The organism is Streptomyces fructofermentans (genome assembly GCF_014651055.1).
Classification (GTDB): domain Bacteria; phylum Actinomycetota; class Actinomycetes; order Streptomycetales; family Streptomycetaceae; genus Streptomyces; species Streptomyces fructofermentans.
The window spans coordinates 60,453-74,037 of the sequence record NZ_BMWD01000026.1 but is presented as its reverse complement, the minus strand read 5'-3'; the positions used below and the strand labels follow the sequence as shown (position 1 = coordinate 74,037).

At 73.6% G+C, this 13,585-nt stretch carries 11 protein-coding genes; 4 read left to right on the top strand and 7 right to left on the bottom strand.

Annotation, left to right across the window (positions count from 1 at the left end):
• Positions 1-167: 167 nt before the first annotated feature.
• The 3 genes from IE265_RS29545 (at position 168) to IE265_RS29535 (ending at position 3,619) form a co-directional block, all read left to right on the top strand.
• The gene (locus IE265_RS29545; RefSeq protein WP_190038787.1) at positions 168-716 is read left to right on the top strand and encodes an HAD domain-containing protein; all 549 of its coding nucleotides are present in this window, start codon (positions 168-170) and stop codon (positions 714-716) included.
• 81 nt (positions 717-797) lie between these two features.
• A complete protein-coding gene (locus IE265_RS29540; protein ID WP_190038786.1) occupies positions 798-3,035 on the top strand; it encodes an MMPL family transporter in 2,238 nt (745 codons plus the stop codon).
• Between the two features lie 83 nt (positions 3,036-3,118).
• Positions 3,119-3,619: an NUDIX hydrolase gene (locus IE265_RS29535; protein ID WP_190038785.1), complete on the top strand. Its 501-nt coding sequence runs from the start codon at positions 3,119-3,121 to the stop codon at positions 3,617-3,619.
• A gap of 12 nt (positions 3,620-3,631) precedes the next feature.
• Here the strand turns inward: IE265_RS29535 and IE265_RS29530 are convergent, their stop codons facing one another.
• From IE265_RS29530 to IE265_RS29500, 7 genes are all read right to left on the bottom strand, one after another.
• On the bottom strand, positions 3,632-5,119 hold the full coding sequence (locus IE265_RS29530) for a hypothetical protein (RefSeq protein ID WP_229916692.1): 1,488 nt from the start codon (positions 5,117-5,119) through the stop codon (positions 3,632-3,634).
• A 152-nt stretch (positions 5,120-5,271) separates the two neighbouring features.
• Positions 5,272-6,555: a vWA domain-containing protein gene (locus IE265_RS29525; protein WP_229916690.1), complete on the bottom strand. Its 1,284-nt coding sequence runs from the start codon at positions 6,553-6,555 to the stop codon at positions 5,272-5,274.
• A complete protein-coding gene (locus IE265_RS29520; protein WP_229916689.1) occupies positions 6,552-7,451 on the bottom strand; it encodes an AAA family ATPase in 900 nt (299 codons plus the stop codon). Before IE265_RS29520 ends, IE265_RS29525 begins: the two co-directional genes overlap by 4 nt.
• Positions 7,448-8,581 carry an XdhC family protein gene (locus tag IE265_RS38680; RefSeq protein ID WP_229916687.1) on the bottom strand — a complete coding sequence of 378 codons (1,134 nt, stop codon included), beginning with the start codon at positions 8,579-8,581 and terminating at the stop codon, positions 7,448-7,450. The genes IE265_RS29520 and IE265_RS38680 overlap by 4 nt, the downstream gene beginning before the upstream one ends.
• Positions 8,578-10,953 carry an aerobic carbon-monoxide dehydrogenase large subunit gene (locus tag IE265_RS29510; protein ID WP_190038783.1) on the bottom strand — a complete coding sequence of 792 codons (2,376 nt, stop codon included), beginning with the start codon at positions 10,951-10,953 and terminating at the stop codon, positions 8,578-8,580. Before IE265_RS29510 ends, IE265_RS38680 begins: the two co-directional genes overlap by 4 nt.
• Entirely contained in the window at positions 10,950-11,456 is a 507-nt protein-coding gene (locus IE265_RS29505; RefSeq protein WP_190038782.1) for a (2Fe-2S)-binding protein, read from the bottom strand. The genes IE265_RS29510 and IE265_RS29505 overlap by 4 nt, the downstream gene beginning before the upstream one ends.
• A gap of 5 nt (positions 11,457-11,461) precedes the next feature.
• Positions 11,462-12,346: an FAD binding domain-containing protein gene (locus tag IE265_RS29500; protein ID WP_190038781.1), complete on the bottom strand. Its 885-nt coding sequence runs from the start codon at positions 12,344-12,346 to the stop codon at positions 11,462-11,464.
• A 216-nt stretch (positions 12,347-12,562) separates the two neighbouring features.
• Here IE265_RS29500 and IE265_RS29495 point away from each other — a divergent pair, with 216 nt between their 5' ends.
• Complete coding sequence (locus IE265_RS29495; RefSeq protein ID WP_190038780.1) at positions 12,563-13,522, top strand: LysR family transcriptional regulator; 960 nt, start codon at positions 12,563-12,565, stop codon at positions 13,520-13,522.
• The last annotated feature ends 63 nt before the right edge of the window (positions 13,523-13,585 follow it).

The window sequence follows — 13,585 nt, the reverse complement described above, 5'->3', positions numbered from 1 at the left end:
CCCCGGCACCGCGTACCCCGGCGCCGCGAGCCGCGTCCCGGCTGCCCCGGCATCCCGCCACCGCGCACCCCGGCACCCGAACCGCGCACCCCGGCACCGCGAGCCGCTCCCCGGCCGCCCCCCCGCAGCCCTCCGGCCCGCCGAGCCCCGAGGGCTAGGGTGCCCGAATGACCACGCCTGCCGGCCGCCCGCTGCTCTTCCTCGACGTCGACGGGCCCCTCATTCCCTTCGGCGCGGTCACGCGGCCGGAGCCGTACGGCCGGGAGCCGTCCGTCGCGGACTCCGGGCCCGCGGCGGACGGCGCACACCCCCTGCTGGGGAGGATCGACCCCCGGCACGGGCCCCGGCTGACCGCGCTGGGCTGCGAACTCGTCTGGGCCACCACGTGGATGGCCGACGCCAACGACATCGTCGCGCCGATCCTCGGCCTGCCCCGGCTCCCCGTCCTCGCATGGCCCGAGCAGTCCGACGAGGAGGAGGAACGCGACGTCCGGGCGGGACTGCACTGGAAGACACGCGCCCTGGTGGGCCACGCCGAGGGCCGCCCGTTCGTCTGGATCGACGACGAGATCGGCGGCGCCGACCGCGCCTGGGTCCGCGCGCACCATCCGGGCCCCGCGCTGCTGCGCCGGGTCGACGCCGGCCTCGGCCTCACCGACGAGGACTTCGCCGCCGTGGCGGCATGGCTGTCCACGCTGCCACCGGTGGGCCGCTGACGGGTCGCCGTCTCCACATGCCGCGGTGATCAGCGCGTCATTTAATGAGCGGGTCGGGAACCACTTCCACGGGAGCAGCCCATGTCGACCACCCGGTCCGGAACAAGGAGTGGGCAGGGGGCGCCCGGGAGGCTGCGCCGACTGGGTGAGTGGTGCGCCCGCCATTTCGTCGTCGTCATCGTGGCCTGGCTCGTCGTCCTGGCGGCCCTCCAGGTGCTGGACCGCTCGTTCGGCGGCGAGTACTCGGACAACTTCCAGCTCTCCGACGTGCAGTCCGAGGAGGGCCTGGACGTGCTCAAGGAGCACGACCCGGCGGCGGGCGGCTACAGCGCGCAGATCGTGATGCGCGACGACAAGGAACCGCTGTCCTCGGTCAGCTCCCAGATGGGGCAGACCATCACCGACATCGAGAAGCTCCCCCATGTGCTGTCGGCGCAGAACCCCTTGACGGCTCCGACCGGGCAGCAGTCGTCGGGACAGTCCCAGCAACCCAACGTGGGACCGCTGTCCAATGACGGCAAGACCGGCTACATCACCGTCCGCTGGAACGTGCAGCCCTCGACGCTGGGCGACTCCTACCTCGACGGGGTGGACGACGCCGTCGCGTCCCTGCGCAAGGCGGGTGTCGAGGTCGAGTACGGCGGCACTCTCGGCGAACTCGCACGGCCCGAGGCCGACGACCGCGTCAGCGAGCTGATCGGGTTCGGTGTCGCCATCGTCGTGCTGCTCATCGGGTTCGGCAGCGTGCTCGCGGCCGGTGTCCCCCTGCTGTCGGCCCTGATCAGCGTCATCGGCGGCCTCGCCTGCCTGGGGCTGCTGGCCGCCGCCTTCACCTTCGCCACGGTCTCCCCGACGCTGGCCACCATGATCGGACTCGGCGTCGGCATCGACTACGCCCTGTTCATCATGACCCGCCACCGGCAGAACCTCATGGACGGCTCCGATCCGGTGGAGGCCGCGGGCCGGGCGACGGCCACCAGCGGCCGGGCCGTACTGGTCTCCGGCTGCACGGTCATCGTCGCCCTCGCCGGACTGTCCGTCTCCGGAGTCTCCTTCATCGCGCTGCTGGGAGTCGCCGCGGCCGTGACGGTCGTGTCGGCCGTGGTCGGCGCCCTGACCCTGGTGCCCGCGCTGATGGGCCTCATCGGCGGCCGGATCGACCGCTACCACGTGCGCCGCCCCGTGGCGGAGACCAACGCGGCGCCGGGCGAGCCCGTCCAGGGGACCTGGCACCGCTACGCGCAGCGCGTGGAGCGCCGCCCGTGGTGGTTCCTGGCCGGGGGCACCATCACGGTGCTCGTACTGGCGATCCCGCTGCTCTTCATCCAGCTCGGCCACATCGGCGACGGCGCGGACCCCAAGTCGTTCACCGACCGCCGGGCCTACGACATCATGTCGGACTCGTTCGGACCGGGCTCCAACGGCCCGCTGACCGTCGTGATCGACCAGACCACGGTGCCGTCCGACAAGCGCTCCTCGCTCGCCTCTACGGCGCAGAAGGCGATCGACGACGTGTCGGGCGCGGCCACGGCCACCCAGCTCACGCCCACCCAGGACGGGGACGTGCTGGTGGCGACGGTCTACTCGACGCAGGCCCCGCAGGACGCGGTGACCACCGACCTGACGAACCGCCTGGTCGACGACACATTGCCGCAGGCGCTGTCGGGCACCGGGGCCAAGGGTTACGTCACGGGCACCACGGCGGCCCAGGTCGACTTCCGCGACATCGTCGCGGAACGCCTCCCGCTGATCATCCTGGTCGTCGTCGCCCTGGCGTTCCTCATCATCCTCATGGTCTTCCGCGGGGTACTGGTCGCGCTCAAGGCGGCGGTGCTCAACGTGCTGTCCATCGCCGCCTCGTACGGCGTGGTCGTCGCCGTCTTCCAGTGGGGCTGGGGCGGACCGGCCCTCGGGGTGTCGGGCAAGGTCCCGATCGAGAGCTACGTGCCCATGATGATGTTCGCCATCATCTTCGGCCTGAGCATGGACTACGAGATCTTCCTGCTGTCGCGCGTCCATGAGGCGTGGCTGCGCACCGGTGATGCCAAGGGCAGCGTCGCGCACGCGCTGGAGATCACCGCACGCGTCATCACCTGCGCCGCGCTCATCATGGTGAGCGTCTTCGCCGCGTTCATCGTGAGCGACAACATCGTCGTGAAGATGCTCGGGCTCGGGCTGGCCGTCAGCGTGCTGATCGACGCCACGGTCGTACGCCTGCTGCTGGTTCCGGCGGTGATGACCCTGCTCGGGGCCCGTGCCTGGTGGACCCCCCGCTGGCTCGACCGGATCATGCCGCGCATCGACCCGGAGGGCGAGTAGTACCGCGGGCCGCCGCCCGAAGTTCCCCGGTCCCTCGCCCGCACCGCCCTCCCGTGCCCGCGACCCCGTCTAACCTGGCACACATGTACGCAGACCAGCCGCCGTTCACCGTCGACGACGGCGTCGAGGTGCCGACCCCCGCCGCCGGCCTGTGGACCGTCGGCGCCGTCGTCCTCAACCGGCGGGGCGAGGCGTTCGCCCAGCGCCGGGCCGCCGACCGGCTGCTCTTCCCCGGCGCCTGGGACATCGTCGGCGGACATGTCGAGGACGGGGAGTCCCTGCTGGACGCCCTCGCCCGGGAGGTCCGGGAGGAGACCGGCTGGACCCTGCGCCGTGTACGCCGCCATCTGGGCACCGGCACCTGGGTGGGCGACGACGGGCTGGGGCCGCGGCACGAGGCCGACTTCCTCGTCGAGGTCGACGGCGACCTGGACCGCCCCCGGCTGGAACCGTCCGAGCACACCGCGTGCGGCTGGTTCGGCCCGGACGACCTCCACCGGCTCAAGGAGAACTGCCCGCCCGGGCAGTTCCTCGTCCACGACCTGGTCGCGCGGGTCGTGGGCGGCGGGGCGCGGCGGTCCTGACCGCACGTACCGTCAGGGCGCGATGCCCACCCCTTCGATCCGGCTCCAGGACCGTTCCTGGGCCGCCGTCATGGCCGGCCAGGCGCGCCCGCCGGGACGGGGCTCGACCCGAGTGGCGTAGGGCCGCGGGACGAAGGCCGCGTCGTAGTGGCAGCCCGTTCCGTACACCTTGTCGAATCCGGCGCAGGCGGCGGCCACCGACCCGGCCGTCGGTCTCCTGCCCGTGCGGACCCAGGTGTCCAGGGCGCTGATCGAGTTCGCGTACTCGGAGTCGCTCAGCCCGCTGTGCTCGGCCTCCCGGGTGAACGTCTGCACCAGGTGCCCGTCCCGGCGCGCGCCCCGGAGGCTGTCGCGGTACGCGGCCTCGTGCTCGACGAACGCCGTCGGGTCGTCGATCGCGTGGAGGGTGAGGACGGGCACGGACACACGGCCCGTGACGTCACTGTCGTACGAGAGGTCACGCGCGGCCGTGGGATCGGCGGAGAACCGCTCGACACCCGCGTTGAGCGCCCTGTCGTCGTGGGACCCGGTGTACCGCACGCCCCGGTTGGCGAAGGGGTTCCGGCCGCCCAGCCGGTTGTGCACGATGTCGCGGAAGGTGAATGTGGCGAACCGCAGATGCGATTCGAGGGTGCGCTCCGGAATCCCGGTGACGCCGAGGATGTCGTCGAGGTTCCGCTGCTGCGGAGCCGTCCTGTCCTGCGGCGCGGACGTGAGTCCGGTGCACTCCTCCAGGCGGGCCCGCAGCCCTGCGGCCGTCATCGTCGAGGTGGCGCGCAGTCCCTCCCACAACGGGTACTGCGGCTCGGTCGGACGCGGGTGGTTGCCGCAGTAGTACTGGTAGACCACGCGCAGGTCCACCCGGTAGTCGTAGCCGCGCGAGCCGCCGCCGAGGACGCCGTTGGTGAGCAGCGCCCCGTCGTAGGCGCCTCGGCCGCGCGCGCCGTGGAGCTCCACGACCTTCGCCGCGACGTTCCCGCCCCACGACTGCCCGTGCACGTACGTCCGCCTCGGTGTGCCGAACTCCCGGACGAACACGCGGCGTACGGACTCCGTGTCGGCGGCGGCCATCCGGGTCCCGTAGCCGCCGCGCCGGTAGGAGGAGCCGGCCCACGCGTAGCCCTCGTCGACCATCACCGACCAGCGCTCCAGGTCGCCGACGCTGCGCCCGGGGTCCGAGCCCTCGCCGAGGTCGGGGCCCCCGTGCGCGTGGACGACGAGCGATCCGTTCCACTTCTTCGGCACCGCGAGGGCGTAATGGGCGCCGTGGGAGTCCTGGCCCGTGTAGCAGGTGGCGCTGTCCGCGAGTGCGGCCGGACACGCGGTCACCGCCGGGCGGTCCGCCGCCGGTCCTCCCGGCGCGGCGGAGGCGGACCCGGGGCCCACCAGCACTCCGGCGAGCAGTCCCGAGGCGCACGCGGCCGCCAGCGTGCGGCCCAGCCGCAGGCTCCGCGACCGACCGCGCCCGTTCCCGGCCCTGGTCCGGCTCGATCTCTCCATGCGAACGCTCCCGTCGTCGGCGCACCCTTGCGCGGCGCGGCCGATGCTAGGGAGGGGCCGGGCGAAATCCCATGGACCTGATCATTGCGTTCATAGTGTTCTTCCCACGCCGGGCAGGCCTCGTCCGGCGGCTCCCTGCCGAGCGGCCGGTCTCAGCGTCCGGGCCGTCGCGGCGGTCGGGGGCGTGCACGCGTTCCGCCGGGCCTGCGGTCCGCGTCGCCGGCGACGGCCTCGACCAACTCGGTGAGCACCGCGAGGCTGTGACCCCCGACGAACGCGTCGCAGTGGGGGAGCGCGGCGGCCATGCCGCCGGTGCTCGGCGTGTAACCGGGCGCCGCCCTGCGGGGGTTGACCCACACGATGCGGTGGGCGAGCCGCGCGAGGCGGGCCATCTCCCGCCCGACCGCGGCCGGGTCCTCGCCCTCCCAGCCGTCGGAGAAGATCACCACGACGGCGCCGCGGGCCGGACCCCGGCGGCCGAACCCGTCGGTGAACTCGGCCAGGGCACGGCCGATCAGGGTGCCGCCCGACCAGTCCGAGGCGGTCGCTCCCGCCCGGCGCAGCGCCGCGTCGACACCGGCGGGACCGGTGTCCCGCAGCACCGGCGTGAGCCGGGTGAGCCGGGTGGCGAAGACGAAGGCCTCCGCGTCGGCACCGGCCGCGGCGCGCGGGAAGAGCCGCAGATAGGCGCGGGTGTACGGCTCCATGGAACGCGAGATGTCGCACAGCAGGACCAGCTTCCGCCGCCGTGTCCGGTTGCGGGAGCGCACCGGCAGCATCGCCTCGCCGCCCTTGCGCAGCCCCGTGCGCAGGGTGCGGCGCAGGTCGACGCGGCGTCCCCGCCGGGAGGTCTCCCGGCGGCGGCTGCGGCGTACCGGCGCGCGCATCGCCAACAGGGCGAGCAGACGGTCGAGTTCGGCCCGCTCGGCCGGTCCGAGGGCGGCGAAGTCCTGGTGCGCGAGGACCTCGGCCGTGCTGCCCGCCGTGTCCGCCCGCGTGGTCCGCCGGTCCTCGTCCGCGCGGTGCGGGCCGTCGGGGACCGACATGCCGCGGAGCGCGCCGTACCGCGGGGGAGCGCCCGGGAGACCGGGACCGGCGGCCGGCGGTGTGCCGACCCCGGGCGCGAGGCTCCGCTCGGCGGTGTCCGGCCGGTTCGGTCGGGCGGGGGTGCGGCCCTGCCCCGCGGAGTGCGGCAGGGCGCCGAAGACCGCCGCGAAGACCCGGTCGAACGGTTCGATCTGCTCGCGGCCCGTCACGAAGGACAGCCGTGCCGTCCAGTAGAGCGCGGAGAGGTCCACGGGCGGCAGCAGGCCGAGGGCCGTGAGGAACCGTGCCGACCGCTCGGGCGTCACGGCGACCCCGGCGCGGCGCAGTTCGCCGCCGAGCCGGCCGCCGAACTCGGCCCGGTCGAAGAGGGGGACGGCCGGACCGGTCACGGCTGCGGGCCCGCGACCAGCCAGGTGAGGCCGCGCTCCCGGACCAGTTCCTGGTCCTCCCGGTACTTGAGCACGGAGCCGAGCGTGCTCCCCGCCACCCGCGCGTCGAGGCGCGGCACCCCGAGCAGGCGCAGCGCGGCGAGCCAGTCGATGGTCTCGGCGATGCCCGGCGCCTTCTGGAGGTCCAGCGCCCGCAGCCGCCGTACGGACGCGGCCACCGCCACCGCCAGCTCCCGTGACGTGCCGGGCACGCGGCGGCGCACGATCTCGACGAGCCGCCCGGTGTCCGGGTAGTCGATCCAGTGGTACAGGCACCGGCGCTTCAGCGCGTCGTGGAGGTCCCGGGTGCGGTTGGAGGTGAGCAGGACGACGGGCGGCACGGCGGCGCGGATCGTGCCGAACTCCGGGATCGTCACGGACGCCTCGGCCAGCACCTCCAGCAGGAACGCCTCGAAGTCGTCGTCCGCGCGGTCGATCTCGTCGATGAGCAGTACGGCGGGAGCGGGACCGGGGTGGGTGAGCGCGGCGAGCACCGGCCGGCGCAGCAGGTACTGCTCGCCGAACAGGTCCGCCTCGGCGATCTCCTCGTTGCGGGCCTCGGCCAGGCGGATGCCGAGGAGTTGGCGCGGATGGTTCCACTCGTAGAGCGCCTCGGCCGCGTCCAGGCCCTCGTAGCACTGGAGGCGGATCAGCGGGCTGCCGAGGAGCGCGGACACCGCCTTGGCGGCCTCGGTCTTGCCGACGCCCGCCTCGCCCTCCAGGAGCAGCGGCTGAGGCAGCCGCAGGGCGAGGAACAGGGCGGTGACCAGGCCGTCGTCGGCGAGGTAGCCGAGCGCGTCGAGCGCGGGGCCCAGACTCTCGACACGGGGCAGGCAGCGTTCGACGTACTCGCTCACGGGGTGCCGTCCTGCGTGCGGCGGCCGGGGTCGTCCTCGAACACGCCGCGGCATCCGGCGCAGCAGAACCAGCGGCGCGCGCCGCCCGCGTCGGAGTGCGGGGTGCCGTCCCCGACGACGACCGTCATCCCGCAGACGGGGTCGGTGGCCGTGGCCGGCGCGGCATCGTCGGGTCCGGCCGCGGGCGCCGGGTGGGGCGCGTCCGCGACCGGTCCAGCGGCCTCCGCCGGCGTGCGGGCGGCGAGTTCGCGAAGGCCCGTGTCCCCGGGCGGTGGCGGCGACCCGACGGGGCCGGACACGTGGTCCGTCCCGCCGCGGTCGCCGCCTCCCGGCCCGGACGCGGGGCCGGAATCCACTGCCGGGGCCGTGTCCGGTCCGCCGGAGCGGCCGCTCAGCACCCCGATCACCTCGGCCAGGATCGACACCGCGACCTCTCCCGGTGTCCGCGCGCCGATCCACAGCCCGGCCGGGGTGCGGACGCGGGACCGCTGCCGGTCGTCGAGGCCGAGCCCGGCCAGTACCGCGGCCCCCCGCCGGGGGCTGGCGACGAGTCCGACGTACGGCACCCCGGCGCGCACCGCGGCGGTCACGACCGGCTCCTCGTCCCGTCCGTGCGAGGCGACGACCACCGCCTGCGCCCCGGACAGCGCCTGTGGGGTGAGCGCGCCGGTGTCCGACGTCGCCGTGATCTCGTACCCGAGGGCGGGTCCGAGGGCGAGCAGCGCGCGGGCGATGGGCGACTCGCCCAGCACCAGCACGCGCGGCACCGGCCGCAGCGGCTCCAGGAAGATCTCCAACTCGCCGCCGGACAGGCAGGGGTTGGCGACGCTCACCGTGCCCTCCTCGACGACGGGCTCGCCGCCGCCCTCCGCCGGGCCGCCCGGGGAGATGCGCAGCAGCAGGGACTCGCCGCTGCGCAGTGTCCGCAGTGCCTGGACCCTGACGGTGCCCTCCGCGCACACCCCTCCGACGAAGCCCTCGATGCGGCCGTCGGCCAGCACCAGCGCGGTGTCACCGGGGCGCGCGCTGGCCGGGCGCCGGGCGCGTACGACCGTCGCCCTGACGAACGGGACGTGCCGGCGCACGAGTTCGGCCATGCGGGCCTGGAGGGTCGGTGCGGCGAGACTCATTGCGGTGCCTCCACCTCGCCCCGGTCGAGGGCCTGCCACACCCGGCTCGGCGTCAGCGGCATGTCCGCGTGCCGTACACCGATCGCGTCGAGGACCGCGTTGACGACGGCCGGCGGCGACCCGACGGTCGCGGACTCGCCGATGCCCTTGGCGCCGATCGGGTGGTGCGGCGAAGGGGTCACCGTGTGGTCGAGCTCCCAGGCGGGGACCTCCAGCGCGGTCGGCAGCAGATAGTCCATGAAGGAGCCGGACAGGCAGTTGCCGTCCTCGTCGAAGCCGATGATCTCCATCAGCGCCATGCCGACGCCGTCGGCGAGGCCGCCGTGCACCTGCCCCTCGATGATCATGGGGTTGATCCGGGTGCCGCAGTCGTCCACGGCGACGAACCGCCGGACCTTCACCGTGCCCGTCCCCGGATCGACGTCCACGACGCAGATGTACGCGCCGAACGGGTAGGTGAGGTTCGGCGGGTTGTAGACCGTCGTCGCCTCCAGGTGGCCCTCCACTCCGTCCGGCAGTTCGAGGGAGCCGTGCGCGGCCAGCGCGATCTCCTGGATCGTCCTCGTCACCGCCGGGTCGCCCTTGACCGACCAGCGTCCCTTGGTCCACTCCAGGTCGTCCGGGGCGACCTCCAGCATCGCGCCCGCGATGATCCGGGCCTTGTCCCGCACCTTGCGGGCCACCACGGCCGCCGCCGCGCCCGACACCGGGGTCGACCGGCTGCCGTACGTGCCGAGCCCGAACGGCGTCTGGTCCGTGTCGCCGTGCACGACGTCGATGTCCTCGGGCGGGATGCCCAGTTCCTCGGCGACGATCTGCGCGAACGTCGTCTCGTGGCCCTGCCCCTGTGTCTGCACGCTCAGCCGGACCACGGCCTTGCCGGTCGGATGCACGCGCAGCTCGCAGCCGTCCGCCATGCCCAGACCCAGGATGTCCATGTGCTTGCGCGGCCCCGCCCCGACCGTCTCCGTGAAGAACGACAGGCCGATACCCATGAGTTCGCCGCGGGCGCGCTTCTCGCGCTGCTCCTGGCGCAGTTCCTCGTACCCCGCGATGTCCAGCGCCTTGCGCAGACAGGCGGGATAGTCACCGGAGTCGTAGGTCCAGCCGGTCTTGTTCTCGTACGGGAACTGCTCGGGCCGCAGCAGGTTCAGCATGCGCAACTCGGCCGGGTCCGCGCCCAGTTCGTCGGCCAGGCAGTCCACCATGCGCTCGATCAGGTAGACCGCCTCGGTCACCCTGAACGAGCAGGCGTAGGCGACGCCGCCGGGCGCCTTGTTGGTGTAGACGCCGGTCACCGCGCAGTGCGCGGCCTCGATGTCGTACGACCCGGTGAAGATGTGGAAGAAGCCCGCCGGGTACTTCGTGGGCTGGGCCGTGGAGTTGAAGGCCCCGTGGTCGGCGAGGACCTTGACGCGCACACCGAGGATCCTCCCCTCGCGGGTCGCGGCGATCTCGCCGGTCATGTGGTAGTCCCGGGCGAACGAGGTGCTCATCAGGTTCTCCGAGCGGTCCTCCATCCACTTCACCGGACGCCCGGTGAGGATCGAGCCGACGATCGCGCAGACGTACCCGGGATAGATGCCGACCTTGTTGCCGAAGCCGCCGCCGATGTCCGGGGAGACCACCCGGATCTTGTGCTCGGGCAGCCCGGCCACCATCGCGTACAGCGTGCGGTGGGCGTGCGGCGCCTGCGTGGTGGAGTACAGCGTGAGCCGGCCGTCGACCGGGTCCATCGAGGCGACCGCTCCGCACGTCTCCAGCGGCGCGGGATGGACGCGCGGGTACAGCATCGTCTGCCCGACGACGACGTCGGCCCGCGCGAACACCTCCTCGGTCGCGTCCGCGTCGCCCGCCTCCCAGTCGAAGATGTGGTTGTCCGTGCGCCCCTCCAGGTCGTCCCGGACGACCGGCGCCTCCGGGGCCAGCGCGTGCCGGGCGTTGACCACGGCGTCCAGGGGCTCGTACTCGACGTCGATCAGCTCGATGGCGTCGCGCGCCGCGTAGTGGTCCTCGGCGACGACGAACGCGACCTCCTGGCCCTGGAACCGCACCTTGTCGGTCGCGAGGACGGCCTGCGTGTCCATCGACAGCGTCGGCATCCAGGCCAGGCCGAGCCCGGCCAGGGTCTCTCCGGTGACGACCGCCCTGACCTTGGGGTGCGCCTCCGCGGCCGAGGTGTCGATCGAGACGATGCGGGCGTGGGCGAACGGGCTGCGCAGCACCGCCCCGTGCAGCATCCCGGGCAGCTTGATGTCGTCCACGTACCGGCCCTTGCCGCGGACGAAGCGGGGGTCCTCCTTGCGCTTCATCCGGCCGAAGCCGATCGGGCGCTCCTCCGGCGCGACGGCCGGCTCGTCGACGGTCGTCATGCCTGGCTCCCCGCGGTCTCGGCGGCCTCGGCACGCGCGTCCTCGGCCTCCTTGCGCGCCGCCCACTGGATGGACCTGACGATGTTCAGGTACCCGGTGCACCGGCACAGCTGGCCGGAGATGGCCTCGCGGATCTCCTGCTCCGACGGGTCCGGGTTGCGGTCGAGGAGCGCCCGGCCGGTGAGCATCATGCCCGGGGTGCAGAACCCGCACTGGAGGCCGTGCCGCTCTATGAAGCCCTGCTGCACGGGGTCCAGCCGCTCGCCGTCGGCCAGGTCCTCGACCGTACGGATCTCGTGGCCGGCCGCCATGACGGCGAGGACCGTGCAGCTCTTGACCGGCTCCCCGTCCATCAGCACCACACAGGTGCCGCAGTTGCTCGTGTCGCAGCCCCAGTGGGTGCCGGTCAGTTCCAGGTCGTCGCGGAGGAAGCGCACGAGCAGATGGCGCGGCTCGACCTCCCGCGTCCGGTCCTCACCGTTGACGTTGACCGTGATCCGCATGCGCCTCACGCCTCCCTTGCCGTGGACCGGGCGGCCCGGGCGACGGCCCGCCGCAGGGCCCGCCTGGTGAGCTCGCCGGCCAGATGCCGCTTGTAGTCCTCGCTGCCCCGGCTGTCGGTGACCGGGGAGCAGTTCGCGGACGCCACCCGGCCCGCCTCCTCGTAGAGCGCCTCGGAGGGCTCGCTCCCGTTCATCAGCGTCTGGACCGCGTGCAGGTTGAGGGCCCCGGCCCCGACCGCCGCCAGGCCCACGCCCGCGTCCGCGATCCGTCCCTCGCGCAGGGTCAGGGCGACCCCGGCGGCGGCGACGGCCCAGTCCCCGGCCTTGCGCTCGACCTTCTCGTACGCGCTGCCCGCCCCCGGCAGCACGGGAATCCGCACCTCGACCAGCATCTCGCCGACGCCTACCGCGGTCTCGTACGGGCCCTGGTGGAAGTCCGCCATGGAGACGACGCGCTCACCCTCCGCCCCCCGGATCACCGCGCGGGCGTGCAGCGCCCCGCACACGGCGGACAGGTCCTCGGACGGGTCGGCCTGGCACAGCGAACCGCCGATGGTGCCGCGGTTGCGCACCGGCGGGTCGGCGATCACCCTCTCCGCGTCGTGGACGATCGGGAAGTACCGGCCCACCGACTCCGACTCCAGCAGCGCGCGGTGCCGGGTCAGCGCTCCGACGCGCAACTCGTCGCCGACCAGGTCGATGTGGTCCAGCTCGGTCAGGTCGTTGATGTCGATCAGCACCTCGGGGCCGGCCAGCCGCAGCTTCATCATCGGCAGCAGGCTGTGCCCGCCGGCGACGACCCGTGCCTCCTCGCCGTGGCGACGCAGCAGCTCCAGGGCCTCGTCCACGCTCCGGGCGCGTTCGTAGTCGAACGAAGCGGGTACCTGCACGGAACGCTCCCTCCCGGGCCGGACCCGCCCGGCACACCCCGCGACGGACGTCCGGGGCTGCGCGCGGGAACCATCCGTTGGTCGAGGACCGCACCGCGGTCCGGGGGAACCTTCGCGCCGGTCGGGGCCGTGGTCAACGCCGACTCAAGCGAATGCTTAAGACACCCGCCGACCGGAAGGGGTCCAACCGGTCGAACAGCCGTTGTAATGGCGGACATGACGCTGACTCAGCTCCGCGCTTTCGTCACAGTGGCCCGCCTCGGATCGGTGAAGGGCGCCGCGGAGCAGCTCGGCGTGACGGAGGCCGCCGTCTCCGGCGCGGTCGGGGCCCTCCGCAGGGAACTGGGCGACCTGCTGTTCATCAGGGCCTCCGGAGGGATCCGGCTCACTCCCGGCGGCAGCCGGCTGGCGGCCGGCGCGGCGGAGATCGTCGGGCTGGCGGAGGAGACGCGCCACCGGGTGCGCCAGGCGAGTTCCGGCACCGCCCATCTGCGGGTGGCGTCCACCGAGGCCGGCGCCGAACAGGTGCTGCCCGCCCTGCTCGCGGCCTTCGGACGGCGTCAGCCCGACCTGGACGCCGCGACGCTCGCCGTACCCGCGGGCGTCTTCGGCGATCTGCTCCGCGACCGGCGCGCGGACGTCACGATCGGCCCCGCTCCGCACCCGGAACCCGCCATCGAGTCGATACCGTTCCTGCGGTTCCAGCTCGTGGTCGTCGCGGGGCCCGACCACCCGCTGAGGCAGCGGCAGCGGCTGGCACCGGCCCAACTCGCCCACGAGCCATGGCTGCTGGGGCCGTCCGGCCTGGACCCGGCCACGCTGTCCGGCAGCTTCCTGGCCCACATCGGAGTCTGCGCCAGCGAGGCGAAGGCCTTCCCCAGTGTCACGGCCGCGCTCAACGCCGTGGCGGCGGGGGCCGGGCTCTCGATCGCCTTCCAGCACGTCGTGCGCGACGAGCTGCGCCGCGGCTCGCTGGCCGCGCTCGACGTGCCGGGCGCGCGGCTCGGCGGCATGCTGTACGCCAGCTCCCTCACCGGCGAACGCCGGTCGCCGACGGCCGCCGCGCTGTGCCGGTTCGTCACGACCCCCGCCGCGACACAGGCGGTGCTGACCCGGTCCAAAGGTGTTCCCATGAACGAGTTCCGCCCGCCGGTCCACGTCACGATCTGGAGCTGACCGCCCCCACCTGGCCTCCGGCGGGTGGCGCGGGCGTCTTAAGCAAACCCTGAAGACCGCATT

Bases quoted from the DNA above. Each gene is read 5' to 3' on its own strand.
- IE265_RS29545 (WP_190038787.1), top strand. From the start codon at position 168: ATGACCACGCCTGCCGGCCGCCCGCTGCTCTTCCTCGACGTCGACGGG.
- IE265_RS29540 (WP_190038786.1), top strand. From the start codon at position 798: ATGTCGACCACCCGGTCCGGAACAAGGAGTGGGCAGGGGGCGCCCGGG.
- IE265_RS29535 (WP_190038785.1), top strand. From the start codon at position 3,119: ATGTACGCAGACCAGCCGCCGTTCACCGTCGACGACGGCGTCGAGGTG.
- IE265_RS29530 (WP_229916692.1), bottom strand. From the start codon at position 5,119: ATGGAGAGATCGAGCCGGACCAGGGCCGGGAACGGGCGCGGTCGGTCG.
- IE265_RS38680 (WP_229916687.1), bottom strand. From the start codon at position 8,581: ATGAGTCTCGCCGCACCGACCCTCCAGGCCCGCATGGCCGAACTCGTG.
- IE265_RS29510 (WP_190038783.1), bottom strand. From the start codon at position 10,953: ATGACGACCGTCGACGAGCCGGCCGTCGCGCCGGAGGAGCGCCCGATC.
- IE265_RS29505 (WP_190038782.1), bottom strand. From the start codon at position 11,456: ATGCGGATCACGGTCAACGTCAACGGTGAGGACCGGACGCGGGAGGTC.
- IE265_RS29495 (WP_190038780.1), top strand. From the start codon at position 12,563: ATGACGCTGACTCAGCTCCGCGCTTTCGTCACAGTGGCCCGCCTCGGA.